26 protein-coding genes are annotated in these 26,977 nt (G+C 47.0%); 22 read left to right on the plus strand and 4 right to left on the minus strand.

Annotation, left to right across the window (positions count from 1 at the left end):
* Window positions 1–110: 110 nt before the first annotated feature.
* Window positions 111–1,241 (plus strand): glycerate kinase family protein, encoded by a 1,131-nt coding sequence (locus LI091_RS05300; protein ID WP_265190916.1) that lies wholly within the window; start codon window positions 111–113, stop codon window positions 1,239–1,241.
* Between the two features lie 227 nt (window positions 1,242–1,468).
* Here LI091_RS05300 and LI091_RS05305 read toward each other — a convergent pair whose 3' ends face one another.
* On the minus strand, window positions 1,469–3,262 hold the full coding sequence (locus LI091_RS05305) for a flavin reductase (RefSeq protein WP_021652771.1): 1,794 nt from the start codon (window positions 3,260–3,262) through the stop codon (window positions 1,469–1,471).
* A 291-nt stretch (window positions 3,263–3,553) separates the two neighbouring features.
* Here LI091_RS05305 and LI091_RS05310 point away from each other — a divergent pair, with 291 nt between their 5' ends.
* The 14 genes from LI091_RS05310 to LI091_RS05375 all read left to right on the plus strand — a co-directional run bounded on the left by LI091_RS05310 (window position 3,554) and on the right by LI091_RS05375 (window position 15,746).
* Entirely contained in the window at window positions 3,554–4,192 is a 639-nt protein-coding gene (locus tag LI091_RS05310; RefSeq protein ID WP_022427177.1) for a Crp/Fnr family transcriptional regulator, read from the plus strand.
* Window positions 4,193–4,206: 14 nt separating this feature from the next.
* Window positions 4,207–4,698, plus strand: a complete 492-nt coding sequence (locus LI091_RS05315; protein ID WP_118368503.1) for a GNAT family N-acetyltransferase — start codon at window positions 4,207–4,209, stop codon at window positions 4,696–4,698.
* Between the two features lie 23 nt (window positions 4,699–4,721).
* On the plus strand, window positions 4,722–5,288 hold the full coding sequence (locus tag LI091_RS05320; protein ID WP_265190917.1) for a class I SAM-dependent methyltransferase: 567 nt from the start codon (window positions 4,722–4,724) through the stop codon (window positions 5,286–5,288).
* A gap of 56 nt (window positions 5,289–5,344) precedes the next feature.
* Entirely contained in the window at window positions 5,345–5,617 is a 273-nt protein-coding gene (locus LI091_RS05325) for a DUF1294 domain-containing protein (RefSeq protein WP_265190919.1), read from the plus strand.
* Between the two features lie 277 nt (window positions 5,618–5,894).
* The gene (locus LI091_RS05330) at window positions 5,895–6,860 is read left to right on the plus strand and encodes a beta-ketoacyl-ACP synthase III (protein WP_265190920.1); all 966 of its coding nucleotides are present in this window, start codon (window positions 5,895–5,897) and stop codon (window positions 6,858–6,860) included.
* Window positions 6,861–6,981: 121 nt separating this feature from the next.
* Window positions 6,982–7,926, plus strand: coding sequence for an enoyl-[acyl-carrier-protein] reductase FabK (gene fabK / locus LI091_RS05335; protein ID WP_015525538.1), 945 nt, complete (start codon window positions 6,982–6,984; stop codon window positions 7,924–7,926).
* Between the two features lie 3 nt (window positions 7,927–7,929).
* Window positions 7,930–8,850 carry an ACP S-malonyltransferase gene (fabD, locus tag LI091_RS05340; protein ID WP_147603199.1) on the plus strand — a complete coding sequence of 307 codons (921 nt, stop codon included), beginning with the start codon at window positions 7,930–7,932 and terminating at the stop codon, window positions 8,848–8,850.
* A gap of 115 nt (window positions 8,851–8,965) precedes the next feature.
* Window positions 8,966–9,706 carry a 3-oxoacyl-[acyl-carrier-protein] reductase gene (fabG, locus tag LI091_RS05345; RefSeq protein WP_147603200.1) on the plus strand — a complete coding sequence of 247 codons (741 nt, stop codon included), beginning with the start codon at window positions 8,966–8,968 and terminating at the stop codon, window positions 9,704–9,706.
* A 32-nt stretch (window positions 9,707–9,738) separates the two neighbouring features.
* Window positions 9,739–10,980: a beta-ketoacyl-ACP synthase II gene (gene fabF, locus LI091_RS05350; RefSeq protein ID WP_015525541.1), complete on the plus strand. Its 1,242-nt coding sequence runs from the start codon at window positions 9,739–9,741 to the stop codon at window positions 10,978–10,980.
* 4 nt (window positions 10,981–10,984) lie between these two features.
* Entirely contained in the window at window positions 10,985–11,566 is a 582-nt protein-coding gene (accB, locus tag LI091_RS05355; protein ID WP_173732691.1) for an acetyl-CoA carboxylase biotin carboxyl carrier protein, read from the plus strand.
* Between the two features lie 57 nt (window positions 11,567–11,623).
* Window positions 11,624–12,052 (plus strand): 3-hydroxyacyl-ACP dehydratase FabZ, encoded by a 429-nt coding sequence (fabZ, locus tag LI091_RS05360; RefSeq protein ID WP_015525544.1) that lies wholly within the window; start codon window positions 11,624–11,626, stop codon window positions 12,050–12,052.
* 9 nt (window positions 12,053–12,061) lie between these two features.
* Window positions 12,062–13,426, plus strand: coding sequence for an acetyl-CoA carboxylase biotin carboxylase subunit (locus LI091_RS05365; RefSeq protein ID WP_173732690.1), 1,365 nt, complete (start codon window positions 12,062–12,064; stop codon window positions 13,424–13,426).
* Window positions 13,416–15,170 carry an acetyl-CoA carboxylase carboxyltransferase subunit alpha gene (locus LI091_RS05370; RefSeq protein WP_173732689.1) on the plus strand — a complete coding sequence of 585 codons (1,755 nt, stop codon included), beginning with the start codon at window positions 13,416–13,418 and terminating at the stop codon, window positions 15,168–15,170. Before LI091_RS05365 ends, LI091_RS05370 begins: the two co-directional genes overlap by 11 nt.
* Before the next feature lie 135 nt (window positions 15,171–15,305).
* Entirely contained in the window at window positions 15,306–15,746 is a 441-nt protein-coding gene (locus tag LI091_RS05375; protein WP_022427168.1) for a MarR family winged helix-turn-helix transcriptional regulator, read from the plus strand.
* 141 nt (window positions 15,747–15,887) lie between these two features.
* On the opposite strand, the gene LI091_RS05380 is transcribed toward LI091_RS05375, so the two are convergent.
* A complete protein-coding gene (locus LI091_RS05380; protein ID WP_015525547.1) occupies window positions 15,888–16,166 on the minus strand; it encodes a type II toxin-antitoxin system HicB family antitoxin in 279 nt (92 codons plus the stop codon).
* A 305-nt stretch (window positions 16,167–16,471) separates the two neighbouring features.
* Between LI091_RS05380 and LI091_RS05385 the strand changes: the two genes are divergently transcribed.
* The 5 genes from LI091_RS05385 to LI091_RS05405 all read left to right on the plus strand — a co-directional run bounded on the left by LI091_RS05385 (window position 16,472) and on the right by LI091_RS05405 (window position 21,634).
* Window positions 16,472–16,915 (plus strand): HD domain-containing protein, encoded by a 444-nt coding sequence (locus LI091_RS05385; RefSeq protein WP_059086223.1) that lies wholly within the window; start codon window positions 16,472–16,474, stop codon window positions 16,913–16,915.
* A gap of 293 nt (window positions 16,916–17,208) precedes the next feature.
* Window positions 17,209–17,745, plus strand: coding sequence for an AraC family transcriptional regulator (locus tag LI091_RS05390; protein ID WP_173732688.1), 537 nt, complete (start codon window positions 17,209–17,211; stop codon window positions 17,743–17,745).
* Window positions 17,742–18,548: a DNA-3-methyladenine glycosylase family protein gene (locus tag LI091_RS05395; RefSeq protein ID WP_021652785.1), complete on the plus strand. Its 807-nt coding sequence runs from the start codon at window positions 17,742–17,744 to the stop codon at window positions 18,546–18,548. The genes LI091_RS05390 and LI091_RS05395 overlap by 4 nt, the downstream gene beginning before the upstream one ends.
* A gap of 19 nt (window positions 18,549–18,567) precedes the next feature.
* Complete coding sequence (locus LI091_RS05400) at window positions 18,568–19,857, plus strand: alpha/beta hydrolase (RefSeq protein WP_331463609.1); 1,290 nt, start codon at window positions 18,568–18,570, stop codon at window positions 19,855–19,857.
* A complete protein-coding gene (locus tag LI091_RS05405) occupies window positions 19,823–21,634 on the plus strand; it encodes a DUF6320 domain-containing protein (RefSeq protein WP_118752387.1) in 1,812 nt (603 codons plus the stop codon). Before LI091_RS05400 ends, LI091_RS05405 begins: the two co-directional genes overlap by 35 nt.
* A 143-nt stretch (window positions 21,635–21,777) precedes the next feature.
* On the opposite strand, the gene LI091_RS05410 is transcribed toward LI091_RS05405, so the two are convergent.
* Together LI091_RS05410 and LI091_RS05415 are read right to left on the minus strand one after the other, a co-directional pair.
* Entirely contained in the window at window positions 21,778–22,311 is a 534-nt protein-coding gene (locus LI091_RS05410; protein ID WP_118752388.1) for a DUF3877 family protein, read from the minus strand.
* 47 nt (window positions 22,312–22,358) lie between these two features.
* The gene (locus LI091_RS05415) at window positions 22,359–22,994 is read right to left on the minus strand and encodes an endonuclease III domain-containing protein (protein ID WP_022427162.1); all 636 of its coding nucleotides are present in this window, start codon (window positions 22,992–22,994) and stop codon (window positions 22,359–22,361) included.
* A gap of 255 nt (window positions 22,995–23,249) precedes the next feature.
* Between LI091_RS05415 and LI091_RS05420 the strand changes: the two genes are divergently transcribed.
* Together LI091_RS05420 and LI091_RS05425 are read left to right on the plus strand one after the other, a co-directional pair.
* Complete coding sequence (locus tag LI091_RS05420; RefSeq protein ID WP_173732686.1) at window positions 23,250–25,691, plus strand: methyltransferase domain-containing protein; 2,442 nt, start codon at window positions 23,250–23,252, stop codon at window positions 25,689–25,691.
* 4 nt (window positions 25,692–25,695) lie between these two features.
* On the plus strand, window positions 25,696–26,613 hold the full coding sequence (locus LI091_RS05425) for a LysR family transcriptional regulator (protein ID WP_173732685.1): 918 nt from the start codon (window positions 25,696–25,698) through the stop codon (window positions 26,611–26,613).
* The last annotated feature ends 364 nt before the right edge of the window (window positions 26,614–26,977 follow it).

A 26,977-nucleotide genomic window follows, 5' to 3' on the forward strand; every position in this document is an offset into this window, starting at 1 on the left:
AATATCCGCCTGACACGTAAATGAACATTTCACGTTTCCGGTACACGGAATGATAGAACGGAGAGTACGGATATCAGCTTTACATAAAAATCATACAGGAGGAAAATAAAATGAAGGTAGTAACAGCGATCGATTCTTTTAAGGGCAGTATGACATCCATGGAGGCAGGCTTTGCAGCTGCTGAAGGTATCCATCGTGTGGATGCGGACGCAGAAGTTCAGGTAAGACCACTGGCAGACGGTGGAGAGGGAACCGTGGAAGCCCTTGTCGCAGGAATGAACGGAAAAACAGAGCACGTAAAGGTTACGGGGCCTCTTGGCGAGCCGGTGATCTGTGAGTATGGCATCATCGAAAGCACAAAGACCGCAGTGATCGAAATGGCTGGTGCAGCAGGGATCACGCAGGTGCCGGACGAAAAAAGAAATCCTCTTTATACCACAACCTACGGTGTCGGTGAGGTGATCAAGGACGCCATCGAAAAAGGCTGCCGCAGATTTATTGTGGGTATCGGCGGAAGCGCCACCAATGACGGTGGTGTGGGAATGCTTCAGGCACTTGGCTATGCATTTCTGGATAAAGACGGAAAGCAGGTCCTTCCGGGAGCAAGAGGCCTGAAAGACATCACAGAGATCACAGATGCCTATGTGATCCCGGAGCTTGCAGAATGTAAATTCCGTGTTGCCTGTGATGTCACAAATCCTCTTTGCGGAGAGCTTGGATGCAGTTCCATCTACGGACCGCAGAAGGGTGCTACGCCGGAGATGATCCAGGACATGGATCAGTGGCTGGGTGCTTACGCAGAGCTTGCTAAGGAGCGTTTTCCGAAAGCAGATCCAAAGTATCCGGGAACAGGTGCTGCCGGCGGAATGGGATTTGCATTCCTGACCTTTACCGATGCAGTCCTGGAATCCGGGATCAACATCGTGCTGGATGAGACAAAACTTGAGGACTACATCAAAGACGCGGATCTTGTGATCACAGGTGAGGGACGTATGGATGGACAGACAGCCATGGGAAAAGCGCCGGTAGGTGTTGCAAAGCTTGCAAAGAAATATGGCAAAAAAGTGATCGCCTTTGCAGGTGCCGTACAGCGTGACGCAAGAGCCTGCAACGATGCAGGGATCGATGCCTTTTTCCCGATCCTCCGCGGAGTGGTAACTCTGGAGGAGGCCATGAAAAATGAGAATGCCAAGCAGAATCTGGCAGATACTGCAGAGCAGGTTATCAGACTGATGAAATAAATAAAAGGCATATGATCCGTAAATTTCAGGATTCCTGCAGAAATACAGAGCGTGAGTGTCTGATCTGTTGTAAGAATAAATTTGGTGAAAGACGCTGCGAAGACATTGGATGATAATACAAAAAAGACAGGCCACCTCAGAAACCTGTCTTTTTTGTGGTTTATAATTTGTAAAAATAAGGGAGCTGTAACCGGATTAAATCAATTTATGTTATGGGGATTTCAGTCTTATCCTTCGATCGGCTCAAAATCCACAGCGCCATGCTTGCACAGCGGGCAGATGATATCTTCCGGAAGTTCATCGCCTTCATAGATGTATCCGCAGACTTTGCATACCCAGCCTTTTTTGCCCTCGGTCTGTGGCTTTGGCTTTACATGTTTCTGGTAGTAGGTGTAAGTCATGGTATCCTGATCGCTCATGACACGGGCCTCTGTGACGCTGCAGATGAACATTCCGTGAGTGCCGAGATCCACATAGTTTTCTACCTTCAGGGACATGAAAGCATTGATATATTTGTCCAGGAATACCAGGCCGTTGTCGGAGTGGTTTACTTTCTGTCCGGCAAATTTATCGGTGCTTCTGCCGGACTGGAAGCCGAACTGCTCAAAAACAGAGAACGGAGCATCTGTGGACAGGCAGTTTACGTTCATGATACCGGTCTGCTGGATCACGTGGTGAGAGTAGTTTGCCTTGTTGATGTTGACAGCCACGCGATATGGGTTGTCGGTAAGCTGTGTAACGGTATTGACGATCAGACCGTTGTCCTTTTTGCCATCGTTGGAGGTTACCACATAGAGGCCGTAACCGATGCGGAACAGAGCAGTCATATCATTCTTGTTGGCAAGATCATCGCTTTTTGCAATGTATTCCTGGCAGAGCTCATCAGCCATAGCTTCCATCTGCCTGCGGTTTTCTTCATTTACTGCAGACATGATCTTAACTGTGGTATTCAGCCAGCTGATCTTTTTGCATTTGGAAAGCATTTCTTTCATAACCTTCGCTGCCAGCGGTGCCCAGGTTCCGTTTTCAATCAGTCCTACCGTGCGGTTCTGGAAGTTGTGCTCTGTCAGACGGGTAATAAAGTCGTTCATAAACGGATAGATGCCTGCATTATATGTGGTGGTTGCGAGAACCAGCTTGGAGTAACGGAAAGCATCGCTCAGTGCCTGGGACATATCGTCTCTTGCAAGATCATAGACAACAACGTTTGGACATCCTTTGCTGCGGAATTTATCGGCCAACTGCTGAACGGCCATTTTTGTATGACCGTATACAGAAGTGTAGGCGATCACGATTCCGTCATCCTCCGGTGTGTAGGAAGACCAGGTATCATAGAGGCTGATATAATGTCCAAGATCTTCAGTAAGAACCGGTCCGTGGAGCGGGCAGATGGTCTGGATATCCAGAGCTGCGGCTACTTTCAGAAGGTTCTGCACCTGCACACCATATTTTCCAACGATGCCGATATAGTATCTTCTTGCCTCATCGTCCCATGGTTCCTCTGCATCCAGGGCGCCGAATTTTCCGAAGCCGTCTGCGGAAAAAAGAACCTTTTCTGTGCTGTCATAAGTGACCATAACCTCCGGCCAGTGAACCATCGGTGCAAATACAAAAGTCAGATCGTGTTTTCCAAGGGAAAGGGTTCCGCCGTTATCTACGATGATCTGATGACCTTCCAGATCCAGGTCAAAGAAGTTCTGCATCATGGCGAAGGCTTTTTTGTTGGAAACAACGATGGTGTCCGGATAAGCCTTCAGGAAGTTTGCGATGTTGGCTGCGTGATCCGGTTCCATATGCTGTACGATCAGATAATCCGGTTTCCGGTCACCCAGAACTTTCTGGATATTATCAAGCCATTCGTGAGTAAAATTTGCATCTACCGTATCCATAACCGCAATTTTTTCGTCCAGGATCACATAGGAGTTGTAGGACATGCCGTTCGGAACTTTGTACTGGCCCTCAAAAAGGTCAACCTGATGATCATTAACGCCTACATATTTGATGGTATCTGTGATTTTCATGAGCGATTCCTCTTTTCTTTCTATGGTGGATTTATTTATATGCTTCAGTGATTTGTTTGTTTCTTAACTTTGATAAAAATATAACAGAAATTGATGGCAAAAACTGTTGCAAATACAACAAAACAGGAAAAATTTCCAGACTTTACATTTTTTTCGTGCTGGTATAAAATCAGAAACATGCAGCAAAATAAAATGCGGATAGTTGCTTTGAGAGTCCTCTTACATAGTCTTGTATACAAAGAGGAAAGTACAGATATGCGGAAGAGTATTTTGCCGGTGGGAGGAAAATTTATGGAGCATATCACTTTATTTACGGATATTTTGCCCGAAGAACAGGAAAGAATGCGTGTCTGCTTTAAAGTCCGGGAGAAAGTTTTTCAGAATGGAGAAACCATCATGGAATATTCCAGCTCCATGAAAAAGATCGGTCTGATCCAGGAGGGAAGAGCAGTTCTCTACTGCTGTGACGAGGATGGAAATGAGTATGTCATCGATGAACTGAATAGGGACAGTGTATTTGGCGAACCGTTTCTGCTTCCGTCAGATTCCCAGCATTATTATGTATGTGCTACTACCGTGACGAAGGTGCTGTTTATTGATTATGAGCATGTGATCAAGCGCTGTGAAAATGCCTGTCATCATCACAGCCAGATGGTCAGTAATCTTCTGCAGATGACAGCCCTACGTTCCAGGCAGCAGACGGATCGGATATACATGCTTTCACGATCCTCCACCAGGAAGAAGCTGATAGCTTATCTGCATTCTCTGGCTGCGGAAAAAAATGCCGGGAAATTCAAGCTGCCCATGTCCTATACCGCACTGGCCCAGTACTTAAGTGTGGACCGTAGTGCCATGATGCGGGAGATCAAAAATCTTTCGGATGAGGGTGTGATCCGAAGAAATGGACGGAATGTGGAGCTGCTTAAATAGAGGAGAAGATCATCATGAATGTTACAGTAAGAAAATACGAAGAAAAAGATCTTCCGGATCTGATCCGGATATGGAATGAGGTTGTAGAAGACGGTGTGGCTTTTCCACAGGAAGAATGCCTTAACGAAGAGACAGGAAAAGCTTTTTTTTCAGAACAGACCTATACAGCTGCAGCAGTAGATGCGGAAAGCGGAAAAGTTTACGGACTTTACATTCTTCATCCGAATAATATCGGAAGATGCGGTCATATCTGTAACGCCAGCTATGCGGTAAGCAGAGATTCCAGAGGACTTCACATTGGAGAAAAGCTGGTATCCGACTGTCTGACCCGGGGAAAAGAGCATGGTTTTGGTGTCCTGCAGTTTAATGCGGTTGTGTCCTGCAATGTTCCTGCAAGACATCTTTATGAGAGACTTGGATTTACTCAGCTTGGCGTGATCCCGAAGGGGTTCCGTATGAAGGATGGACATTATGAGGATATCTGTCCGTATTATCATGAACTGTAAGAGAATTTTGAAAGGATTTTTAAATGAAAAATCTTCAGATCACTGCATACATGCAGCATTTTATACGGCAGCAGGTCATGCCGGGAGACATCTGTATCGATGCAACAATGGGAAATGGCAATGACACGGCTCTGTTAAGCCAGCTTGCAGGAAAAAGGGGACGGGTTCTGGCTTTTGACATTCAGAAGCAGGCACTGGAACATACGAAGGAGCGACTGAAAAGAGATAACTGTCCGGAAAATTATCAGCTTCTTCTGGAGTCTCATGAGAATATGGATATTTATGCAGAAGAAGAAACCGTGTCCTGCATCACCTTTAATCTGGGATATCTTCCCGGCGGAGACCATTCGGTGGCGACCAGAGCAGACAGCAGCAAAAGAGCGGTAGAAAGCGGACTTAAGCTTCTGAAAAAAGGCGGACTTATGACACTTTGCATTTACAGTGGCGGGGATACGGGATATCAGGAACGGGATGAGATGCTTGCGTTTATCCGTCAGCTGGATCCTCATAAATATCTGGTGATCCTGTCGGAATATGCAAACCGGCCTAATGATCCGCCCATACCGGTGCTGATCATCAAACTGCAATGAATACATAAATCGGTTACTGTCCGAAATACAGGACACAGAGCCCGGAGGGAGCTATCATGAATGATTACATATATTATTATCTGCTTGCAGTCAATATCCTGGCCTTTGTGCTTTTCGGAGTTGACAAGCAGAAAGCCCGTCGTAATAAATGGCGGATCCCGGAGAAGACCTTGATCTTAAGTGCTGTCATCGGTGGCAGCGTCGGGGCGATCATTGGCATGAGATTTTTTCACCACAAAACCCGAAAAGCCAGATTTGCAATTGGTGTACCGGTGATACTGCTGGTGCAGATTGGTGTGGTGTGCCTGGTACAGTGGGCGATGAAGTAAAATTATGAAGGCAATAACTATAAATGCAATAACCATAAATACAATACCTGTCTGAAAAAAATAAGACAGCTGTCACAGGACAGAGGAGAGACCAATACTCCACGCCTGGGGCAGCTGTTATTTTTTTCATAAAAGGATGCTCAAAAATTCCTTCTTGACAAATACTTTTATGATGATATAATTTGATAATCAAAATATTTTAAGATAAAAGATAATTCAGAGAACAGCAGTACAGATTTATACAGACTGATTTAAGACAGATATCATGGAGAAAAATATGACAGGTAAAATATGTGGAACCGGTTCGTGGGCACCGGACAGAGTGTGGGATAACAACGATCTGGCAAAGATGGTGGAAACCAGTGATCAGTGGATTCGGGAAAGAACCGGTGTGGTACAGAGACATATTGCAAAAGAGGACGAAGATACTGTGACGATGGCAGCGGGGGCAGCATTAAAAGCTCTGGAAGACGCAGAAATGAAGGCAGAAGAAATCGATCTGATCCTTGTGGCAACCATTTCTCCAACAGAGATCATGCCCTGTGTGGCATGTGGGGTGCAGGAGCGGCTCGGAGCGGAAAAGGCTACCTGTTTTGATCTGAACGGCGCCTGCACAGGATCTCTTCTGGCACTGAACACTGCGCAGGCATACCTGGCCCAGGGAATATATAGGAATGCCCTTGTGATCGGAGCGGAAAAACTGTCCGGTTTAACGGACTGGACAGATCGTAGCACCTGCATTCTTTTCGGGGATGGTGCGGGAGCAGTCGTGCTGAGAGCAGAAGAGGGTGGAAGCTATGCACAGGTAACCCATTCCATTGGAAAAAAAGGCGGTGCACTTACCTTACAGAGCAGAAATCAGATCCGTTATGAAAATGATCCGAAGGCAAAGGAAACCTACATACAGATGAACGGAAAGGAAGTGTTCAGCTTTGCCGTGAGCAAGGTACCGGAGGCTGTGAAGGAGCTTCTTTCCCGAGAGCAGGTTTCCTGTGAAGATATCAGTTATTATCTTCTCCACCAGGCAAATGAGAGGATCATCCGTTCCGCAGCAAGGCGGCTGGGCGAAGACATTTCCAAGTTCCCTATGAATATGGACAGATACGGCAATACTTCTTCCGCAAGTCTTCTTATCCTCCTGGATGAGATGAAAAAAAGCGGAAAACTGCAGCGGGGTGACAGAATGGTCCTTGCAGGCTTCGGCGGCGGACTGACGTACGGAGCAAGCCTGATCGAGTATTAAAGCCCTTGTTAATGAATTGTTAAAATAAGGCTACGTAGTGAATGCGGATGTTTTTATCCGCTTGATCCAAATAAACCGCGGATGCTTTTATTCGCTTGATTTAATTTTCCGGAGGTAAAAGATGAAAACAAGAGTTACAGAATTACTTGGTATTGAATATCCCATCATCCAGGGCGGTATGGCCTGGGTGGCAGATCATCACATTGCGGCAGCAGTATCCGAGGCAGGCGGCTTGGGACTGATCGCGGCGGCAAATGCACCGGCAGAGTGGGTGCGTGAGCAGATCCGTGAGGCGAAAAAACTGACAGATAAGACTTTTGGTGTAAACATCATGCTGATGAGTCCAAGTGCCGATGAGGTTGCGAAGATCGTAGTAGAAGAAGGGATCAAGGTAGTAACAACCGGTGCCGGAAGCCCGGAAAAATACATGGAAGCATGGAAAGCTGCCGGAGTAAAGGTAATCCCGGTTGTTGCATCTGTAGCTCTTGCAAGAAGAATGGAGCGCTGTGGCGCAGATGCAGTGGTAGCAGAGGGAACTGAGTCCGGCGGACATATCGGTGAGACAACCACTATGGCGCTGGTACCGCAGGTTGTGGATGCAGTAAAGATCCCGGTAATTGCAGCAGGTGGAATTGCAGACGGTCGTGGGATCGCGGCAGCCTTTATGCTAGGTGCAGAAGCCGTACAGATGGGAACCCGATTTGTGGCAACAGAGGAATGTCACGTACATGAGAATTACAAACAATTCCTTCTGAAAGCCAGGGATATCGACACAAGAGTAACCGGCCGTACTACAGGTCATCCGGTCCGTACCTTAAGAAACCCTATGACAAAGGAATATCTGGAGAAAGAAGCTGCAGGTGCATCCTTTGAAGAACTGGAAATGCTGACACTTGGTGGCCTCAGGAAGGCTGTTGTTGACGGCGATGTAAAAACCGGAAGCGTTATGTCCGGACAGATCGCAGGTATGGTAAAGGATGTACCGACCTGTAAGGAGCTGATGGCAAGACTGATCAGAGAGACAAAAGAGACTGTAAAGAAAAACAGTTTTCTTGTGGAGGAATAATAAATGGGAAAAACAGCATTCATCTTTCCGGGCCAGGGTGCACAGAAGGCCGGAATGGGAAAAGATTTTTATGAGAAATACGATACAGCAAAGGATGTTTTCGACTCTGCCGGTGAGTGGCTGGATCTGGATATGAAAGCACTTTGCTTTGAAGAAAATGACAGGCTTGACCTGACTGAATATACACAGGCTGCACTGGTCACTACCTGTCTTGCCATGGAGAAGGTGGTAGAGGAGATGGGACTTCATCCAGATGTAACTGCAGGATTAAGCCTTGGCGAGTACTGCGCTATTGAAGCTGCCGGCGGCATGGAGCTGAAGGATGCTGTTACTACCGTGAGAAAAAGGGGAATCCTTATGGAGCAGGCAGTTCCGGCAGGTAAGGGAAGCATGGCAGCAGTTATGGGAATGGAGACAGAGAAGATCGAGGAAGTGCTTGCAGACATTGCAGATGTAAGCATTGCAAACTACAACTGTCCCGGCCAGATCGTGATCACAGGCCTTGCGGAGGCAGTTGCGGAAGCCTCTGAAAAGCTGAAGGCAGCCGGAGGAAGAAGAGTGATCCCGTTAAATGTCAGCGGACCGTTCCACTCCGCAATGCTTGCCACTGCAGGAAAAGAACTGGGAAAGGTTCTGGAGGGTGTCACACTTCATGAACTTAAAATCCCGTATGTGACAAACGTGACCGCAGAGTATGTGGAAGATCCGGCGGAAACAAAAGCACTTCTGGAAAAACAGATTTCTTCTTCCGTGCGCTGGCAGCAGAGTGTGGAAAATATGATCCGTCAGGGAGTAGATACATTTGTTGAGATCGGACCGGGAAGAACCCTTGCCGGATTTATGAGAAAGATCGACAGAAATGTAAAAGTATATAGCATCCAGACCATAGAAGACATGGAAAAAGTCTGCCGGGAATTGGTATAAATATTGGAAAAAAAGATAAAGAATCAAAAATAAAGCAGGCATAGTGCAGCAGACAGAAATGCCAGGTAACAAATGCGGATCACGGATGACCGCATAACATCAGAAAGGAATTCATATGTCAGAGAAAAAAATCGCAGTTGTAACAGGCGGTGCACGTGGGATCGGGAAAGCCATCGCCCTGGAGCTTGCAAAAGCAGGAAACCTTGTAGTGATCAATTATAACGGCTCAGAAGAAAAAGCCCGGGAAACAAAAGCAGAGATCGAGGCAGCCGGCGGCCAGGCAGATATCCTGCAGTGCAATGTGGCAGATTTTGATGCATGTGAAGCTTTTTTCAAAGCTGTTGCAGAAAAATACGGACGTGTTGATATCCTGGTAAATAATGCCGGAGTTACGAAGGACGGACTTCTCATGAAAATGAGTGAGGCAGATTTTTCCAGAGTTGTTGACATCAATCTGAAAGGAACCTTCAACTGCATCCGTCATGTGTCCAGAATGATGCTGAAGCAGAGAAGCGGCCGGATCATCAGCCTTTCATCGGTGGTAGGCCTTCGTGGAAATGCAGGACAGGCCAATTATGCGGCATCCAAAGCCGGGATCATCGGTCTTACAAAATCCGCTGCAAAGGAGCTGGCATCCAGAGGGATCACGGTCAACGCCATTGCACCGGGATTTATCAAAACAGACATGACGGACGTGCTTTCTGACAAAGTAAAAGAAAATATTGCGGCATCTATCCCCATGGGAAGCATGGGAACAACAGAAGACGTGGCAAAGGCAGCTGCATTTCTGGCATCAGACGGTGCACGTTACATCACAGGACAGGTACTTCGCGTAGACGGCGGAATGGCAATGTAAAGAAGGCTCCCCGGAGTCAGGAGGATAGATTGATGAAAAGACGAGTAGTAGTAACAGGACTTGGAGCAGTAACACCGATCGGAAATGATGTGGAAAGCTTCTGGAACGGAGTAAAAGAAGGAAAGGTGGGGATCGGACCGATCACCCGTTTTGATACGACCGGATACAAGGCAACACTGGCAGCAGAGCTTAAAGATTTTGTGGCAAAGGATCGCATGGATCCGAGAACTGCAAGAAGAATGGAGCCTTTTTCCCAGTATGCGGTAGCAGCTGCACTGGAAGCAGTGGAAAATTCCGGGCTTAAGATGGAAGAGGAAGATCCGTACATGGTAGGCGTTATCATCGGCTCCGGTGTGGGAAGTCTTCAGGCTACCGAGACCAATGAGAAGAAGCTTATGGAAAAAGGTCCTTCAAGAGTGGATCCGCTTCTTGTTCCGAAGATGATCACAAATATGGCAGCCGGAAATGTTTCTATCGCTACCGGCGCAAAAGGAAAATGCACCAACGTGGTAACGGCATGTGCGACAGGAACACATTGTATCGGAGATGCTTTCCGTGCCATTCAGTATGGTGATGCAGATGTAATGCTTGCCGGTGGTACAGAGGGAGCTGTCTGCCCTATCGGTATCGCAGGCTTTGCAAGCCTTACTGCACTGAGCACAAGTGAGGATCCGCTGCGTGCATCCATTCCGTTTGATAAAGACAGAGGCGGTTTTGTTATGGGCGAGGGTGCAGGTGTGGTTGTTCTGGAAGAGCTTGAGCATGCCAAAAAGAGAAATGCCAATATCCTGGCAGAGGTTGTGGGATACGGTGCAACTGCAGATGCTTTCCATATCACATCTCCGGCCGAGGACGGAAGCGGCGCCGCACGTGCTATGGAAAATGCCATGAAGGAAGCAGGTGTTGCACCGGCGCAGGTAGATTATATCAATGCACACGGAACCGGAACACATCACAATGACCTGTTTGAAACAAGAGCTATCAAGCTTGCGTTTAAGGACGCTGCCAAGGATGTAAAGATCAATTCCACAAAATCCATGGTGGGCCATCTTCTTGGCGCAGCAGGAGCTGTTGAGTTTATCGTATGCGTAAAATCCATTCTGGACGGATTTATCCATCAGACAGTGGGAACAACAGAAACAGAGGAGGAGCTTGATCTGAACTATATGATCGGCGCTCCGGCAAAACAGGAAGTTCGTTATGCAATGAGCAATTCCCTTGGATTTGGAGGACACAACGGAACATTGCTTGTAAAGAAGTATGAGGAGGACTGAAGCTATGGAATTTAACCAGATCCTTGAACTGATTGATCACGTATCTGCATCAGAGCTTACTGCCTTTACATATGAGACAGCAGATCTGACCTTAAGTATGGAGCATGGAAAGCCACAGATCATCCAGGGGGTTATAGGAGAAACTGTGGAAAACATTCCGGCAGTAGGAATGACCGGTGGAAAAGTCCGCAGGGCAGTGAATACAGCACCGGTGGCAGGCAAAGATCCTGTGGTACCGGCTTCAACAGATGAAATGGCAGTGACAGTGACAGGAAAAACTGTGGCAGAAGCACAGGGAGTGAAAGGTACTGAGCAGTCGGAAAACGTACCACAGAGCGGGGAAGATCAGACAGGCAGCCTGGTAACATCTCCGCTGGTAGGAACCTTCTATGCTGCACCGTCACAGGATCTTCCGCCTTACGTTCAGGTGGGAGACAAGGTAAAAAAAGGACAGGTTCTTGCAATCGTGGAAGCTATGAAGCTGATGAATGAGATCGAAAGTGATTTTGACGGCGAGATCGCAGAGATCTATGTGGAGAACGGACAGCCGGTAGAATACGGTCAGAAGCTTTTCCGTATCCGATAAGTACCTTCAGATCAGAATCAGAGAATAAGAAAAATTATTGTTTCAGGAGGATAGAGAATGAAGCATCTTGATGTAAAACAGATCGAGGAGATCATTCCACACAGACATCCGTTTCTGCTTGTGGACTATATTGAAGATTATGAGCCGGGTGAATTTGCTGTCGGATATAAATGTGTGACCTTCCGCGAGGATTTTTTTCGGGGACATTTTCCCCAGGAGCCGGTAATGCCGGGTGTTCTGATGGTAGAAGCGCTGGCACAGGTGGGTGCGGTAGCCATTCTTTCCCTGGAGGACATGAAGGGAAAAACCGCTTATTTCGGAGGCATCAACAAGTGTAAATTCCGCAGAAAGGTAGCTCCGGGAGACAAGCTCCGTCTTGAAACAAAGATCATCCGCAGAAAGGGTCCTGTAGGCATTGGTTCTGCAGTGGCATCTGTGGATGGCGAGGTTGCCGTAGAGGCTGAGCTTACATTTATGATCGGGTAAGGTGATTGTATGATTCGAAAGTTACTGATCGCCAACAGAGGCGAGATCGCGGTGCGTATTATCCGTGCCTGCAGAGAAATGGGAATTGCCACAGTGGCGGTTTATTCTGAGGCAGATGAGGAAAGCCTTCACACACAGCTGGCGGACGAAGCAATCTGTATCGGACCGGGGCCATCTGCACAGAGTTATCTGAATATGGAACAGATCATCAGTGCAACCATGGTTTCCGGTGCGGATGCCATTCATCCGGGATTTGGCTTTCTTTCTGAAAATGCCAGATTTGCGGAGCTCTGTGAAAAATGCGGGATCACATTTGTGGGTCCTCCATCAAAGGTCATCCGTATGCTGGGCAACAAAAAAATTGCAAGAAGCACCATGATCGCAGCTGGTGTTCCGGTAGTTCCGGGCAGCGAAGGGGATGTGGAGGATATTGAAACCGGTCTTAAGGAAGCTGAGAGGATCGGTTATCCGGTGATTATCAAGGCAGCTCTTGGCGGCGGCGGAAAAGGCATGCGTGTGGCAAACACACCGGAGGAATTTCCGGAAGCCTATGCAACCGCCAGAAAAGAGTCTGAGATCGCTTTTGGCGACGGTACCATGTATATTGAACATTTCGTGGTAAATCCGAGACATATTGAGTTTCAGATCCTTGCGGACAGCTTCGGAAATGTGATCCATCTGGGAGAGCGTGACTGCTCCATCCAGAGAAATCATCAGAAGATGATCGAGGAATCTCCAAGTGCTGCAGTTTCTCCGGAATTAAGAGAAAAAATGGGTCATGCGGCGGTGACGGCGGCGAAAGCAGCCGGTTATGTAAATGCGGGAACGATCGAATTTCTTCTGGAACCGGATGGAAAATTCTGGTTTATGGAAATGAATACAAGGATCCAGGTGGAGCATCCGGTGACAGAGTGGGTAACAGGTATCGATCTTGTAAAGGAGCAGCTGAAGATCGCTTCCGGAATGTCTCTTGAGATCGCTCAGGAGGATGTCCGGATCCAGGGACACGCCATTGAGTGCAGGATCAATGCTGAAAATCCCCAGAAAAATTTCCGCCCTTCGCCGGGAACTATCCAGGGAGCGCATTTTCCGGGAGGAAACGGGATCCGTGTGGATACCTGTGTGTATAACGGCTGTAAGATCCCGCCATATTATGATTCCATGCTTGCGAAGCTGATCGTTCATGCAGGTAACCGGAAAGAAGCCATTGCAAAAATGCAGAGTGCTCTTGGTGAGGTGATCATTGACGGAATCGATACAAATATTGACTATCAGTACGAAATCCTGAAAGATGAGGATTATCAGTCCGGAAACTTTGACACTGGCTTTCTTGCCAGCCATATCATTGCGGGAGTGAAGATCAATGAGAATTAAGCACATGTTCAAAAAAACAGTCAGGGATATCCGGGGTGAGGAACAGGAAAACACTCCGGAGGTGCCGGATAACCTGATGCGTAAATGCAACGTCTGCAAAGCGGCGGTTTTTGTAGACGAGGTAAAGCAGAATCAATACATCTGTCCCCACTGCGGAAATTATTTCCATGTACCCGCTTATCGTCGGATCAAAATGATCGCAGATAGAAAGAGCTTTGTGGAGTGGGATGCTCACATGGAAGAACAGAATCCCCTTCAGTACAGAGGCTACGAAGAAAAGCTTCAGGGGCTTCGTGAAAAGACAGGGCTTGATGAGGCTGTAGTTACCGGAAAGTGTACTATAAAAGGGACATCTGTGGCACTTGGTGTCTGTGACTGTCGTTTCATGATGTCCAGTATGGGAGAAGTCGTGGGGGAAAAGATCACGCGGGCTTTTGAACGTGCCACAGAGGAGAAGCTGCCGGTAATCCTCTATATCTGTTCCGGCGGTGCCAGAATGCAGGAGGGCCTGGTTTCCCTGATGCAGATGGCAAAAACCAGTATGGCCATCCGGAAGCACAGCGATGCCGGACTTCTTTATGTGCCGGTTCTCACAGACCCGACAACAGGCGGCGTGACGGCAAGCTTTGCTATGCTGGGAGATATTATCCTGGCAGAGCCGAAAGCGCTGATCGGTTTTGCAGGTCCCAGAGTGATCGAACAGACCATCGGGCAAAAGCTTCCCAAAGGCTTCCAGAGAGCGGAATTTCTTCTGGAACACGGCTTTGTGGACAAGATCGTAAAGCGTGAGGAGCAGAGGATCGTATTGGCGGATATTCTGAGATTACATCAGGATAAAGTCCTAAATAATGTACAGTCCGATAATACGGACCTTAAAAATGGGTTCAAGTCTGACAATCAGGAATCGATGAAAACTGTTGAGGAAGATAATAGGATCTGGCCGGACTTCGTTCCATCCGGAGATTTCACTCCCTGGGAACATGTTCAGCTTGCCAGAGCCAAAACACGTCCTACAGGAAAGGACTACATCGAAGCGCTTTTTGACGATTTCATGGAATTTCACGGAGACCGTCACTGCGGGGATGATCCGGCAGTGATCGGTGGTGTGGCATTTTTCCACGGACAGCCGGTAACTGTCCTTGTACAGGAAAAAGGAGAGGGTACAAAGGAAAACATTACCCGGAATTTCGGAATGGTATCTCCGGAGGGGTACTGGAAATCCCTGCGCCTGATGCAGCAGGCAGAGAAATTTCACCGTCCGGTGATTTGCCTTGTAGATACACCAGGCGCATTCTGCGGGCTGGAAGCTGAGGAACGTGGACAGGGTGAAGCCATTGCAAAAAATCTCTATACACTGGCAGGTCTCACAGTGCCGGTGCTTTCCGTTGTGATCGGTGAAGGCGGAAGCGGAGGTGCCCTTGCCTTGGCGGTGGCAGATGAGGTATGGATGCTGGAGCATTCCGTTTATTCCATCCTGTCCCCGGAGGGCTTTGCCTCCATTCTCTGGAAAGACAGCAAAAAGGCAAAGGAAGCAGCAGCAGTGATGAAGCTCACAGCTGCAGACCTTTACCAGATGGGGATGATCGAGCATGTGATTCCGGAAGCAGAGCCTGTAAGCCGTGAGAACATAAATGATATTGCGGGTTATCTGGAAAACGGAATTGCGGATTTTCTTGAGAAATATGGCGAAGAAGAGCCGGAGAAGCTTCTGGAACATCGCTATGAACGTTTCCGGAAAATGTAGAAGCAATAAGTGCAGTGATTTTGTAGCCCGCAAAGTAAAAATCCAGTGGAAAAAATGCCATATTTATGTTACGATGGCTTCATAAACAGAGAACCGGAGAAGCCTTTTTGCTCCGGAGAAACAGGAGCGGGTAGAGTGGACAATCGGGAAGTTATAAATGACGTGCTGGTGAATCTGTTCAATGAGATCCTCCGACTGGAGGAGGAAGCCATCATCACAGATAAATATAAAGATATTTCCAACAATGATATGCACATTATCGAGGCTGTAGGCCTTGGAGGGGGGAACATGTCCTCCATTGCAGCCAAGCTTAAGATCACCGTAGGCTCCCTCACAACATCTATGAACAGTCTTGTAAAAAAAGGCTATGTGAAGAGAGAGCGAAGTGAGAAGGACCGGCGTGTGGTATTTATCCAGCTTACAAATAAGGGACGTATGGCATATCATCATCATGCGGAGTTTCATAGGCAGATGACAGAAGCGGTGATCGCAGAGCTGAATGAGAATGAGACAGAAGTGCTGGTAAAAGCACTGGACGGACTGCGTAAATTTTTCAGACAGTATCATGAACAATGAAGAAATGTATAATAAAAGCATCCGGATCGGTAATAAAGGACAATTACCGATCCGGATGCTTTTTGCATAACAGGCATTTTCGACACGGACATTTATTGAAAATGATATTAAATGTCGCCTTTGTTTTTGTGATACGAGAGTTTATTCGTCCCAGCCATCCTGGAAACGGATATTTACAGAGATATTGCGGACAACGTCTCCCTCTTGAAGCTCCAGATCGCTCTCATCGGAAACCGGAGGAAGCTTTCCCTCAAATTCCATAAGCTCTGTGTAGATCCAGTCGTATGCAGCTGCATTGGCATTTTCGATGGCATCATCCAGCGTGTCACCGTTGGCTTCACAGCAGGCAAGATCCGGAAAAAAAGCATTGTATTTTTTGTCCTCTGTGGGACGGAAAACTGCGGGATATATAAATTTCATAGGTAAGATTCCTTTCTTTTTTAAAATGAAGTGATCCGTGTAATACCATGAATATGGATAGTTTTACCTGACCAAGGTAAGTATATACCAATTTCAGAATGAGGGCAAGCGAGTTCATGATCCAATGAAAGATCTAAATAAGAACAGCAGAGTTTTTGGGATGCTATAATCAGAAAATTGTCGTATATAAGTAAAAATGATAGATATATAAAACTTTTTATCCTTGTATGTAGGAAATATAGATGCTATACTGTGTAATACAGAGTATGAACGGGGGGTCGAAAGACCTGACGGGAGGCACAGCTATGATTTATACAGCTTTGACGAAAAAAGCTATGAAGGTGGCGTACGAGGCACATCATGGACAGACAGATCGAAGCGGGACACCTTATATCTTTCATCCATTTCACGTAGCGGAGCAGATGGATGATGAACTCAGTGTATGTACGGCACTTCTGCACGATGTGATAGAAGATACAGAGATCACATTTGAGGATCTTACCGGAGAATTTCCGGAAGAGGTTGTGGAGGCCTTACGTTGTCTTACAAGAGATAAGAATATGAATTATTTCGATTATATCCGGAAGCTCCGGAAGAATGCAATCGCAAAAAAAGTGAAGCAGGCTGATCTGCTCCACAATTCTGATGTAACACGTCTTTCTGACTGCGAAAATATGTCTGCTGAACAGATATCACGGCTGCATGGAAGATATAAACGGGCTTTGGAGATACTTCATGATGCCAGGTGATATTATTTTCGCACAAGTCATTTATTGACTTTTATTCAGTTTTTTCATGCGCATGATCCACACAAAATATCCGTGACCTCAGATATTATTGTGGATCTTCTTAGTGGAAGTATGGATTTCTTGCATTGATCTCTATGTAGCATTTGATCGCATATTTGATAAATTCTATGATTTTTTTCATTTTATTTTCCTCCTCTTTTCTTTAACTTACAAATGCATTATAATAAACTCTCGGAAACATTACGTGCCAAAAACACAGAAAAAGTAGTCAAATATTGCGGAGAGAAAAATCCATGTTTCCAGTATACGAAGAAAAAAAGAAGAATCTCCATATTCATCTGCGGACCTTAGCCCATGCTTCACCCCATCTTCATAACTCCATAGAGTTTATCGATATCACAGAGGGAACTCTGGAGCTTGGTATGGGACAGGAGCTTTATCATATGGAAGAGGGAGATCTTGCAGTGATCTTTCCGGATGTGATCCATCACTATCAGGTGTTCTCTCCGGGAGAAAACAAAGCAGTCTATCTCTGGGCAAAGCCGGTATTGATTGGTCAGTTTGCGGATATCATTCAGAACAGCTGTCCGGAAGACCCGGTTATAAAAAAGGAGCAGGTGCATCCGGATATTGTAAATGCGGTACGGTGTCTCAGGGCAAACCGCAAGGAGAAGGATGATAATCTTGCAGTGGAACAGGCGTATGTGCAGATCCCGGGATTTGAAAGTCAGAGGACTTTTAACCGGGTATTCCGGGAACGGTACCGGATGACACCAAGAGAATACAGAACATTATATAAGGAAAAATATTTACGAGAGGAACAGACATGATCACAGTAGAGCTGGAACATTTCAGCCTTGATAAAATATGCGATTCCGGACAGTGCTTCCGGATGAGAAAGCTTGGAGACGGACATTTTTCCATGGTGGCGGGAGACCAGTATCTGGAAATGTATCAGAAAGACGGAGTGGTGGATTTCTGCTGCTCTCAGGAGGAATTTATCTGTTACTGGGTGCTTTATTTTGATCTGGATACGGATTATGAAGCTTACATGAATGCTGCTAATCCACGGGATAAATATCTGGGTGCCGCAATAAAGGCAGGAGACGGGATACGGATATTAAGACAGGATCTCTGGGAAATGATCGTTACGTTTCTGATATCTCAGCAGAACAATATCAAGCGTATCCGCAAATGTATCGAAACCATCTGCCGGAAGTACGGAGAGCGAAAAAATTCATCTGCAGGTGTGGAATACTACGCTTTTCCGACTGTAGAGGCGCTGAGTCAGGCAACGGAAGAGGAGTTAAGAGGATGCGGCCTGGGATACCGGGCAAAATATATCGCAGTAACGGCCAGGACCATTGCATCCGGTCAGATCTCCCTGGAAAAAATCTATGATATGCGTTACCCTCAGGCAAAGAAGGAGCTGATGAAGCTCTGTGGTGTGGGAGAAAAGGTAGCTGAATGTATCTGCCTGTTTGCACTGCATCATATGGATGCTTTTCCCATAGATACCCACATCCGTCAGGTCATGGACGTGCATTACAAAAGAGGATTTCCCAACCGCAGATACAGAGGAATGCGTGGGATCATGCAACAGTATATTTTTTACTATGACTTGTACTCATAGACTGCGGATGCTATCATAGGTGAAAATAAAGGAAAAATCCACGGAGGAAAAAGTAATCAGAAAATATTTACTGCGATTGAGACAACCACGTATAAAAAAGAAAGAAAACAGATATTATATCCGGGGCTATAAGGGAACGGAAGTGATCATCCGTACAGATCATGAGATCCTGAAGAGGATTGCCTACAGGCGTACCTGCGTGAAACAAGTCTGCATTCCCGGAAGATACGAAACAGAAACAAAATATATCTATACAAGAAAAGAAAACAGAAGAAGCCGCCCAGTCATAGTTCCGGGCATTCCGACCGGGAGAGAAGCGGCTATGCCACGTGCCGTGCGGACAGTGCTCCATGCTCTTTCCTATGGCGGGATCGAAGTGGAGGCTTCCAGAAAGCTGGCAGATCTTAAGAAGATGGATCCTATGAGGATCTTTTACAGGACACTGGATGCGGAAGTTTATAACGGAGACTATAAAGTGCCGATCCGTCTGTTTTTTCCAACAGAAGAGGACATGGAAAACGGTGCCGCTTCCGGAAAAAAACCACCGGTGATCCTGTTTTTCCATGGCGGTGGCTGGGTTACGGAAAGTGTAGAGAATTATCAGCGGGTTTGTGCCAGAATGGCACAGTCTACCGGTCAGATCGTGGCGTCTGTTGAATACAGGCTGGCACCGGAATACCGTTTCCCGGTGGGACTAATGGATTGTTATGCAGCTGCGAAGACTTTTTACACCAATCGTTTTCTTCTGAATACGGATCCGGATCGTATCACCATTATGGGAGATAGTGCAGGCGGAAATCTGGCAGCGGCTGTATGTATGATGGCCAGAGACCGCGGAGATTTTTTTCCAAAAAAACAGATCCTTATTTATCCGGCACTGAACAACTGTTATACGGAAGACTCTCCTTTTGAATCCGTAAAAACAAATGGAACCGGTTATCTTCTCACAGCGGAGAAGATGGAAGATTATCTGAAATTCTATGAGAGTTGTCCGGAAGACAGGAGGAATCCCTATTTTGCGCCGATCCTGGAGAAGAATTTTCGAAATATGCCGGATACACTGATACTTACCGCTGAGTTCGATCCTCTTCGGGATGAAGGTGAGGCATTTGGTGAAAAACTGAAGGAAGCGGGAAATCGTGTGGAAGTGCACAGGATCGCAGGTGCGTTTCACGGGTATTTTGCACTGGGGATCAAATTTCTGCATGTGCAGGAGAGCTTTGCATATGTAAATCGTTTTCTGGAAACAGAGGAACAGGAAGAAGGAAAGCATCATGAAGAACGAATATGCACAGTGGAGAAAACTTGACAATGCGGCGCTGGCGTTCCCGGCGGTGACAGGAAAGAATGACACCAGGGTATTTCGTTTTTACTGTGAACTGAAAGAAGAGATAAAAGAAGAAAACCTGCAGGAAGCCCTGGAGAGGACATTGGAAAAATATCCTCTTTTCCGTGCAGTTTTAAGAAAGGGACTGTTCTGGTTTTATCTGGAGAGACGTGATATTCCGGCAGTGGTAAAGAAAGAAGCAGGTGCACCCTGCAGCGGACTTTATATTCCGGACAAAAAAACGCTTCTTTTTCGGGTGAGCTATTATAAGAACAGGATCAATTTCGAGGTATTTCATGCGCTGACGGATGGAACGGGAGCCATGCATTTTCTGATGGAGCTGGTGAAAAATTATCTTCAGGAGACGCACCCATCCGCAGAGCTTCCGGAGCTTTTTCCGGATGAAAACATTACGGGCAGGGATATGGAGGAGGACAGCTTTTCTCAGTATTATTCCTCCGATGCGCCAAGAAAGAGAGAGTCCAAGAAGCCTGCTTTCCAGTTAAAAGGCGAGAAGCTCAGGCAGGAGGATATGAATATCACGGAAGTCTGTGTTCCGGTAAAAGAGATCCACGCCCGTGCAAAAGCGGCCGGTGTATCGATCACGGTTTTCCTTACGGCAGCACTTATCTGGGCGATCCATGAAGAAGTGCCTCAGAATCAGGCGAAAAAGCCCATTGGTCTGATGATCCCGGTAAATTTGAGAAATTATTTTCCGTCCCGGTCTATGGCAAATTTTTTCGGATGGATCGAGATCAGCTGTTATTTTCAGCCTGATACAGCCTTTGAGGATATTCTGAGATCCGTAAAGGAGCAGTTTGCAAAGGAACTGAGTAAGGACGTGATCGAAGCAAAGCTGAATGATCTGGTAAGCCTGGAGAAAAATCCGATCCTGCGTCTGGTACCACTGGAGATCAAAACCCCGTTCCTTCTTGCCGGGACGACTCTCGGAGGGAGGTCTATCACGGCGATCTATTCCAATGTGGGGATTATCCGGATGCCGGAGGAATATCGGAAATATATTCAGAGATTCGGACTTTTTGCAAGCACGGACAGTCTGCAGCTGTGTTCCTGTTCTTTTGGAGATGAGATGGTTTTAAGCTTTACGTCCAAGATCCCCAATGGAAATATTGAGCGGAATTTTGTGGAGAGACTGAAAAATGAGCAGGTATCCTGTACAATTCGGGAGAATGATCTTCCGGGACAAAAAGAGGAGCAGAAACAGCAGATGAAGCTTTTTGAGAGCTTTACATTTCTGTGTATTGTGCTGGCTGTGGTATGTAATCTGATCGATTATCTGCTGGATGGTCATATAGGCTGGGCCTGGTTTGTGACTGCAGGGGCGTTCTGCACCTGGCTGATGGTTTCAGTGGCTTATGTGAAGCGGCGGAATCTTCTGAAGAATGAGATGTGGCAGCTGGTGATCGCAGCTGTTGCAGGAGTGCTTTGGGATGTGTTTACCGGCTGGCGTGGCTGGTCTGTGGATTATCTGCTTCCTCTGGCTGCGCTTGCTGTGATCTGCTCCATGTGGGTGATCACTGCGGTACAGAAGCTGGAGGTGGCGGAATATATGATCTATCTTCTGGAAGCAGGAGCTTTCGGAGGAGTGATCCCTGTGATCCTGTTGGCTGCCGGTGTGGTAACGGTGCTGTATCCGTCGCTGATCTGTATATGCGTCAGCTTTCTGATGCTGGTATGGCTGTTCCTGTTTAAGAGGAAAGATATGGTGCGGGAGATGCAGAAGAAATTCCGTGCATAGAAAATAAAAATAACCGTCGATCTGCAGAGGACTTTTTGAAAATCTGTCTGCAGACCGGCGGTTTTTTGATCAAATCAAGGGAGTCTCCTGCAGGGTTGCGAAAAGCAATAAGCAGTGGGGGAAACTTGTCCGATGTTCGGAGATTAGAATCCGAAGTCCTCATAGTCCTCCGGTGTGAACTTATGATAGATCATATGCTCACCCTCCAGAGACAGACAATACCGGTAGTCATCCGGGATCCCGTCTTCGAAATATACGAGATAATCAAATCCGGTTCCGGTTGTTTTTTCCACGTGTACATGTTCGGAATAAGCATGAAAAACGTCCATCACTTCATCCAGAGTACAGCCATGACGGGCAACCGTGCCTATAAAGCGTACCAGAAATTCACTCGGCTTCCGGTTTTCGTGAACGTAGTCCGAGGCCTGAGGCGGCAGGGTGATGCAGAAACGCCCGTTTTTGGAAGAAGCTGTTACTTTTCCAAGACGGTCACAGGTATGATCTGAGAATTCTTCCATTGCATGCTGCATTTCTTCTTCCGTAAGCTCTGTGCCAAGAAGGCGGTTCAGAGACTGCAGCGGATAATAAAAACGGGTAACTCCGCTCATGTATCCGATCTTTACCTGTTGTTCCTGGATCATATCCAGGAGATTATTTTCCAGTTTTTTGAAATTCATTATGTTTTTCCTTTCCGAGGTCTGAAGGTTTATTGAACTGCATACATTCAGATCCCATTTTTTTCGCAGATATCATTGAGACAGCAGCGGTCACAGTAAGGCTTTGTCCGCGCTGTACAGACTTCTCTTCCATGATTGACAAGACGGTGGCAGAGATCATTGCCTTCTTCCGGAGGTATGATCTTCCAGAGAGCCATTTCCACCTTTTTCGGATCCTTCATGTCATGGACAAGGCCGATGCGGTTGGAAAGGCGGATACAGTGAGTATCTGTTACAATGGCAGGCTTGCCGAATACGTCCCCCATGATCAGGTTTGCGCTTTTTCGGCCCACACCGGGAAGCTTCAGAAGTGCGTTAAAGTCTTCCGGCACCTTGTCGTGATACTGTTCGTGGAGAATGCGCATACAGGCGCTGATGTCCCGGGCTTTGCTTTTTCCAAGGCCGCAGGGACGTACAATGGCTTCGATCGCTTCCGGCTCTGCTGCTGCCAGGGCTGCCACATCCGGGTATTTTGCATAGAGATCCTGAACAACTACATTGACCCGGGCATCGGTGCACTGAGCTGCCAGACGGACACTTACAAGAAGCTTCCAGGCATCATCATAATCCAGTGTACAGTCTGCATCCGGATATTCCTTTTTTAAACGGCTGATAACTTCATAGGCCAGTTCCTGTGTTGTCATTTGTATATGAACCATCCTTTCAATTTCGGTTATATTACTGAATTGCTACAGCCAGGATGATACCACAGCATTCGGAGAATTACAAGGTGGACAGGAGTACAGAAGCAGTGTGTGGCATTTGGAATTTTATCAGCAGAGCAATTTTGGGAATCCCCCCCAGGGGCTTGTTAATACCCTGACAATTTGGTACATTAAACGTGACCTGTGAGGGACCTGATCTCCCTCACGTGAATAGAAAAGTGCGGAGGAATCAACGTGGAAAAACTTCTCGATGAAATCGAATCTTACTGGAGCACCCGTACAGAAGGGTACTCCGAAGTGAATCATAAAGAGCTTGCAGGAACGCAAAAAAACGCATGGCTTAAGGTGCTGACCAGTCAGTTTCCGGACAAACCCAAGGAAGAGATCCGTATCCTGGATATCGGAACAGGCCCCGGATTTTTTCCTGTGATCCTGGCAGAAGCCGGATATCATGTAGATGCAGTGGATTATACGGAAGGAATGCTGGAAAAGGCAAAGGAAAATGCAGGAGATCTTTGCCGGAATATCCGCTTTTTGAGGATGGATGCACAGAAGTTGGATTTTGAGGATAATACCTTTGACGTGGTCATTTCCCGAAATCTTACCTGGAATCTGGAGCATCCTGATGTTGCTTACAGAGAGTGGGTCCGTGTACTGAAGGTAGGAGGAAGACTTCTGAATTTTGATGCCAACTGGTACAGTTATCTTTATGAGGAAGAGCAGCGTAAGGCCTACGAAAACGACCGGAAAAATGTGGAAAACAACAGCCTGGATGATCACTATCTCTGTACGGATATTGAGCGCATGGAGCGGATCGCCCTCCAGGTACCGCTGTCAAAGATCCGTCGTCCCCAGTGGGATGTAAAAACTCTCAGAGAAGCAGGACTTCTTGGGATCCGCACAGACACAGAAATATGGAAAACGGTCTGGAGTGAGGAGGAGAGATTAAATTATCAGTCCACACCAATGTTTATGGTAACTGGTGTAAAGCCGGATCATTTCCTGAATCTTCCGGTTGCGGCAGGAGAAAAAACAGAAGGCTTTCTTGAGCTCGGAGATGGAGAATTTGTCCTTCCGGCAACCATCATCCGTGGAAAAGATCCGGGAAAAACCGTTCTCGTCACAGCAGGTCTTCATGCAGGAGAGTATGTGGGAATCCAGACTCTGATCGAGCTGTCGAAGCGGCTGAAGCCGGAAAAGGTAAAGGGCCAGCTGGTTCTGGTAAAGGTGCTGAACCGGGAAGACTTTGAGAAGCGTGCAGGCAGTATCAGCTGGGAGGACGGAAAAAATCTGAACCGTGTTTTCCCGGGCAAAAAGGACGGAACAAAGATGGAACGTCTGGCGGCAGCTATCACAGAATCCCTGATCCGGAAGGCGGATTATTATATCGATCTTCACGGCGGTGACGATTATGAGGAACTGACTCCGTATGTATATTTTGCAGGCGTGGCAAAGCCGGAGATCGTGGAAGCCTCCCGAAAGATGGCAGAGCAGGTTGATGTCCCATATATGGTACAGTCAAATGTAAGCACAGGCGGCGCCTACAATTATGCGGCAAGTACCTTCCACATTCCGGCGGTCCTTCTGGAACGCGGCTGTATGGGAACCTGGGAACGGGAGGAAGTGGATTCCATGCGAAGAGATGTAAGAAATATCCTCTGCAGCATCGGAGTCTATAACGGAATCCGTTCCCACAGTACGTACTATCCGCTGAAAATGGATGATGTGCGTTATCAGTGCGCCAGTGTCAACGGTCTCTGGTACCCGGTGAAGAAACCAGGCGATATCGTTCATCAGGATGAGTATCTTGGAGAGATCCGTGATTATGAGGGAAATGCACAGGAAATCTGTCGTGCAGACATGGATGGTGTGATCCTTTATCAGGTATCAAGCCTTCAGGTTGTGGAAGGCGGCCCTGTGATCACCTACGGAAATATCGTAAGAGAAAAAGATGAGCGTAAAACAAGGATTGCCCAGTACTGGACCAGGCGCAGCGACAGCTTTCTGGAACAGAGAAGAGCGGAACTTCACAGCGCCCTTGCAGGCAGATGGATGACCGAGCTTAAGAAGCACCTGCCGGAGAAAAAGAATCTCAGGATCCTGGATGTGGGATGCGGAACCGGGTTTTTCACCATTCTTCTTGCAAAAGAAGGCCATCAGGTAACCGGAATCGACCTGACACCGGATATGATCACCCATGCAAAAGAGCTGGCTGAGGAAGAAAAAGCAGACTGTCAGTTTGCAGTCATGGATGCGGAAAACCCGGATTTCCCGGATGAGGAATTTGACGTAATCGTATCCCGAAACCTTACCTGGACACTGCCGGATGCAGAACACGCTTATCAGGAATGGTTCCGCGTGCTGAAACCGGGCGGAGTGATGATAAATCTGGATGCAAACTACGGAGCAGCAGACTTTGCGGACACTGCGGATCTTCCGGAGAACCATGCCCATCATCAGATCCAGGATGAGCTGATGCAGGAATGCGAGGATATCAAGCGGCAGCTGCCCATCAGTTCTTTTCTGCGTCCGGCATGGGATCTGGAAACGCTGAGCCGTATAGGTGTGGAAGAATTTTCCTTTGACCTTGGTATCAGCAAACGTATTTATACAGAAAAAGACGAGTTTTACAATCCGACCCCGATGTTTTTGATCTTTGCAAAGAAACAGAGGTAGGATCATGCTCAATATAAAACAGATACAGTATTTTGCGGCCTGTGCCAAAACAGGCTCCTTCAGCCAGGCGGCAGAGCTGCTTTTTACTACGCAGTCAAATGTAAGCAAGGTGATCCGTTCCATGGAAGACGATATGCGTACCCAGCTGTTTGTCCGTCATGCAAAGGGCATAGAGCTGACACCGGAAGGAGAGCGTGCATATATCCATGTGCAGAGGATCCTGGAAAATATAGATGAACTGGAAATGCAGGCACAGCCACTTGCAAAAAGCAGCCTGTGTGTATGCTTTCATCCCAGCTCCTGGTTTGCGGATATCTTCGTAACGTATTATGAAGCACATAAGTGCGATGATCTTCATTATCAGGTTTACGCAGCAGATACCCATGAGATCATAAAACGTGTGAAAGGCAGACAGGATGATATGGGATTCGCCTATGTGATGCAGAATCAGCTGGCGGCGTTCCAGTATTTTCTTTCCCGGAATTACCTGGAATTTGAGCTGCTGACGGAAACCGAGGTAAATATTTATACCGGGAAAGGGAAAGCAGATACAGCAGATGAGGGAGATTTTAATATGTCCCAGCTCAGGCTGATCCAGAGATTTCCCGATGAATTTTCCCCGGATAATTACCGGAACCTTGTAGAGGAAAACGGTCATTCCGCAGTGGAGGCAGAGACCGTAGTCGTAACAAACAGTGATTATATCGTGGAACGTTTTCTTGGGTCCGGAGAGTTGTGTAATATCAGTGGTGCGGATCTTTCCGGCCGTGATCCGGGATATTCCTCCGTGAAATATACATTTCCGGGAGAAGGCCAGAAACTTGTTTACGGGTGCATTTGCCGGAGAGGTGAAGAGCTCAGTGAACGGGGAAAGGAGTTTCTGGGATTCGTGAAGGAAAGACTTCAGATTTCCGGGAAGTGATAAAAGAATAAAGCAAAAGACCAGACGGGATTTTTCTGCACGGGACACAGGTTCCTGATACAGAAAAGTCCCGTTTTTTATATGGAATACACATCCATGCTAAAACCGACTGTCCAATATCCCCGTACCGGGGTTGTCCGAAAGCTGTTAAATGATAAAATAATATCAGCAGCACACTCCGCGTGCTGAATATAAAAACACTGTGATGCACATAACCTCCGCGCACTCCTATTTGTGCATACAAATGTTTTGTCGAATAATAACACGACCCTTTCAAAAGCAGTTATGGTTTTGGATGCCATAACTGCTTTTGAAATATGAACACAAATCGCTCCACGATTTGTGTTCATGAGCATGCAGCAGA

The organism is Blautia sp. MSK20_18 (genome assembly GCF_020553125.1).
GTDB lineage: Bacteria > Bacillota > Clostridia > Lachnospirales > Lachnospiraceae > Blautia_A > Blautia_A fusiformis.

Coding starts and splice junctions, on each gene's coding strand:
- LI091_RS05300 (WP_265190916.1), top strand. CDS start 111: ATGAAGGTAGTAACAGCGATCGATTCTTTTAAGGGCAGTATGACATCC.
- LI091_RS05305 (WP_021652771.1), bottom strand. CDS start 3,262: ATGAAAATCACAGATACCATCAAATATGTAGGCGTTAATGATCATCAG.
- LI091_RS05310 (WP_022427177.1), top strand. CDS start 3,554: ATGGAGCATATCACTTTATTTACGGATATTTTGCCCGAAGAACAGGAA.
- LI091_RS05315 (WP_118368503.1), top strand. CDS start 4,207: ATGAATGTTACAGTAAGAAAATACGAAGAAAAAGATCTTCCGGATCTG.
- LI091_RS05320 (WP_265190917.1), top strand. CDS start 4,722: ATGAAAAATCTTCAGATCACTGCATACATGCAGCATTTTATACGGCAG.
- LI091_RS05325 (WP_265190919.1), top strand. CDS start 5,345: ATGAATGATTACATATATTATTATCTGCTTGCAGTCAATATCCTGGCC.
- LI091_RS05330 (WP_265190920.1), top strand. CDS start 5,895: ATGACAGGTAAAATATGTGGAACCGGTTCGTGGGCACCGGACAGAGTG.
- fabK (WP_015525538.1), top strand. CDS start 6,982: ATGAAAACAAGAGTTACAGAATTACTTGGTATTGAATATCCCATCATC.
- fabD (WP_147603199.1), top strand. CDS start 7,930: ATGGGAAAAACAGCATTCATCTTTCCGGGCCAGGGTGCACAGAAGGCC.
- fabG (WP_147603200.1), top strand. CDS start 8,966: ATGTCAGAGAAAAAAATCGCAGTTGTAACAGGCGGTGCACGTGGGATC.
- fabF (WP_015525541.1), top strand. CDS start 9,739: ATGAAAAGACGAGTAGTAGTAACAGGACTTGGAGCAGTAACACCGATC.
- accB (WP_173732691.1), top strand. CDS start 10,985: ATGGAATTTAACCAGATCCTTGAACTGATTGATCACGTATCTGCATCA.
- fabZ (WP_015525544.1), top strand. CDS start 11,624: ATGAAGCATCTTGATGTAAAACAGATCGAGGAGATCATTCCACACAGA.
- LI091_RS05365 (WP_173732690.1), top strand. CDS start 12,062: ATGATTCGAAAGTTACTGATCGCCAACAGAGGCGAGATCGCGGTGCGT.
- LI091_RS05370 (WP_173732689.1), top strand. CDS start 13,416: ATGAGAATTAAGCACATGTTCAAAAAAACAGTCAGGGATATCCGGGGT.
- LI091_RS05380 (WP_015525547.1), bottom strand. CDS start 16,166: ATGAAATTTATATATCCCGCAGTTTTCCGTCCCACAGAGGACAAAAAA.
- LI091_RS05385 (WP_059086223.1), top strand. CDS start 16,472: ATGATTTATACAGCTTTGACGAAAAAAGCTATGAAGGTGGCGTACGAG.
- LI091_RS05390 (WP_173732688.1), top strand. CDS start 17,209: ATGTTTCCAGTATACGAAGAAAAAAAGAAGAATCTCCATATTCATCTG.
- LI091_RS05395 (WP_021652785.1), top strand. CDS start 17,742: ATGATCACAGTAGAGCTGGAACATTTCAGCCTTGATAAAATATGCGAT.
- LI091_RS05405 (WP_118752387.1), top strand. CDS start 19,823: ATGAAGAACGAATATGCACAGTGGAGAAAACTTGACAATGCGGCGCTG.
- LI091_RS05410 (WP_118752388.1), bottom strand. CDS start 22,311: ATGAATTTCAAAAAACTGGAAAATAATCTCCTGGATATGATCCAGGAA.
- LI091_RS05415 (WP_022427162.1), bottom strand. CDS start 22,994: ATGACAACACAGGAACTGGCCTATGAAGTTATCAGCCGTTTAAAAAAG.
- LI091_RS05425 (WP_173732685.1), top strand. CDS start 25,696: ATGCTCAATATAAAACAGATACAGTATTTTGCGGCCTGTGCCAAAACA.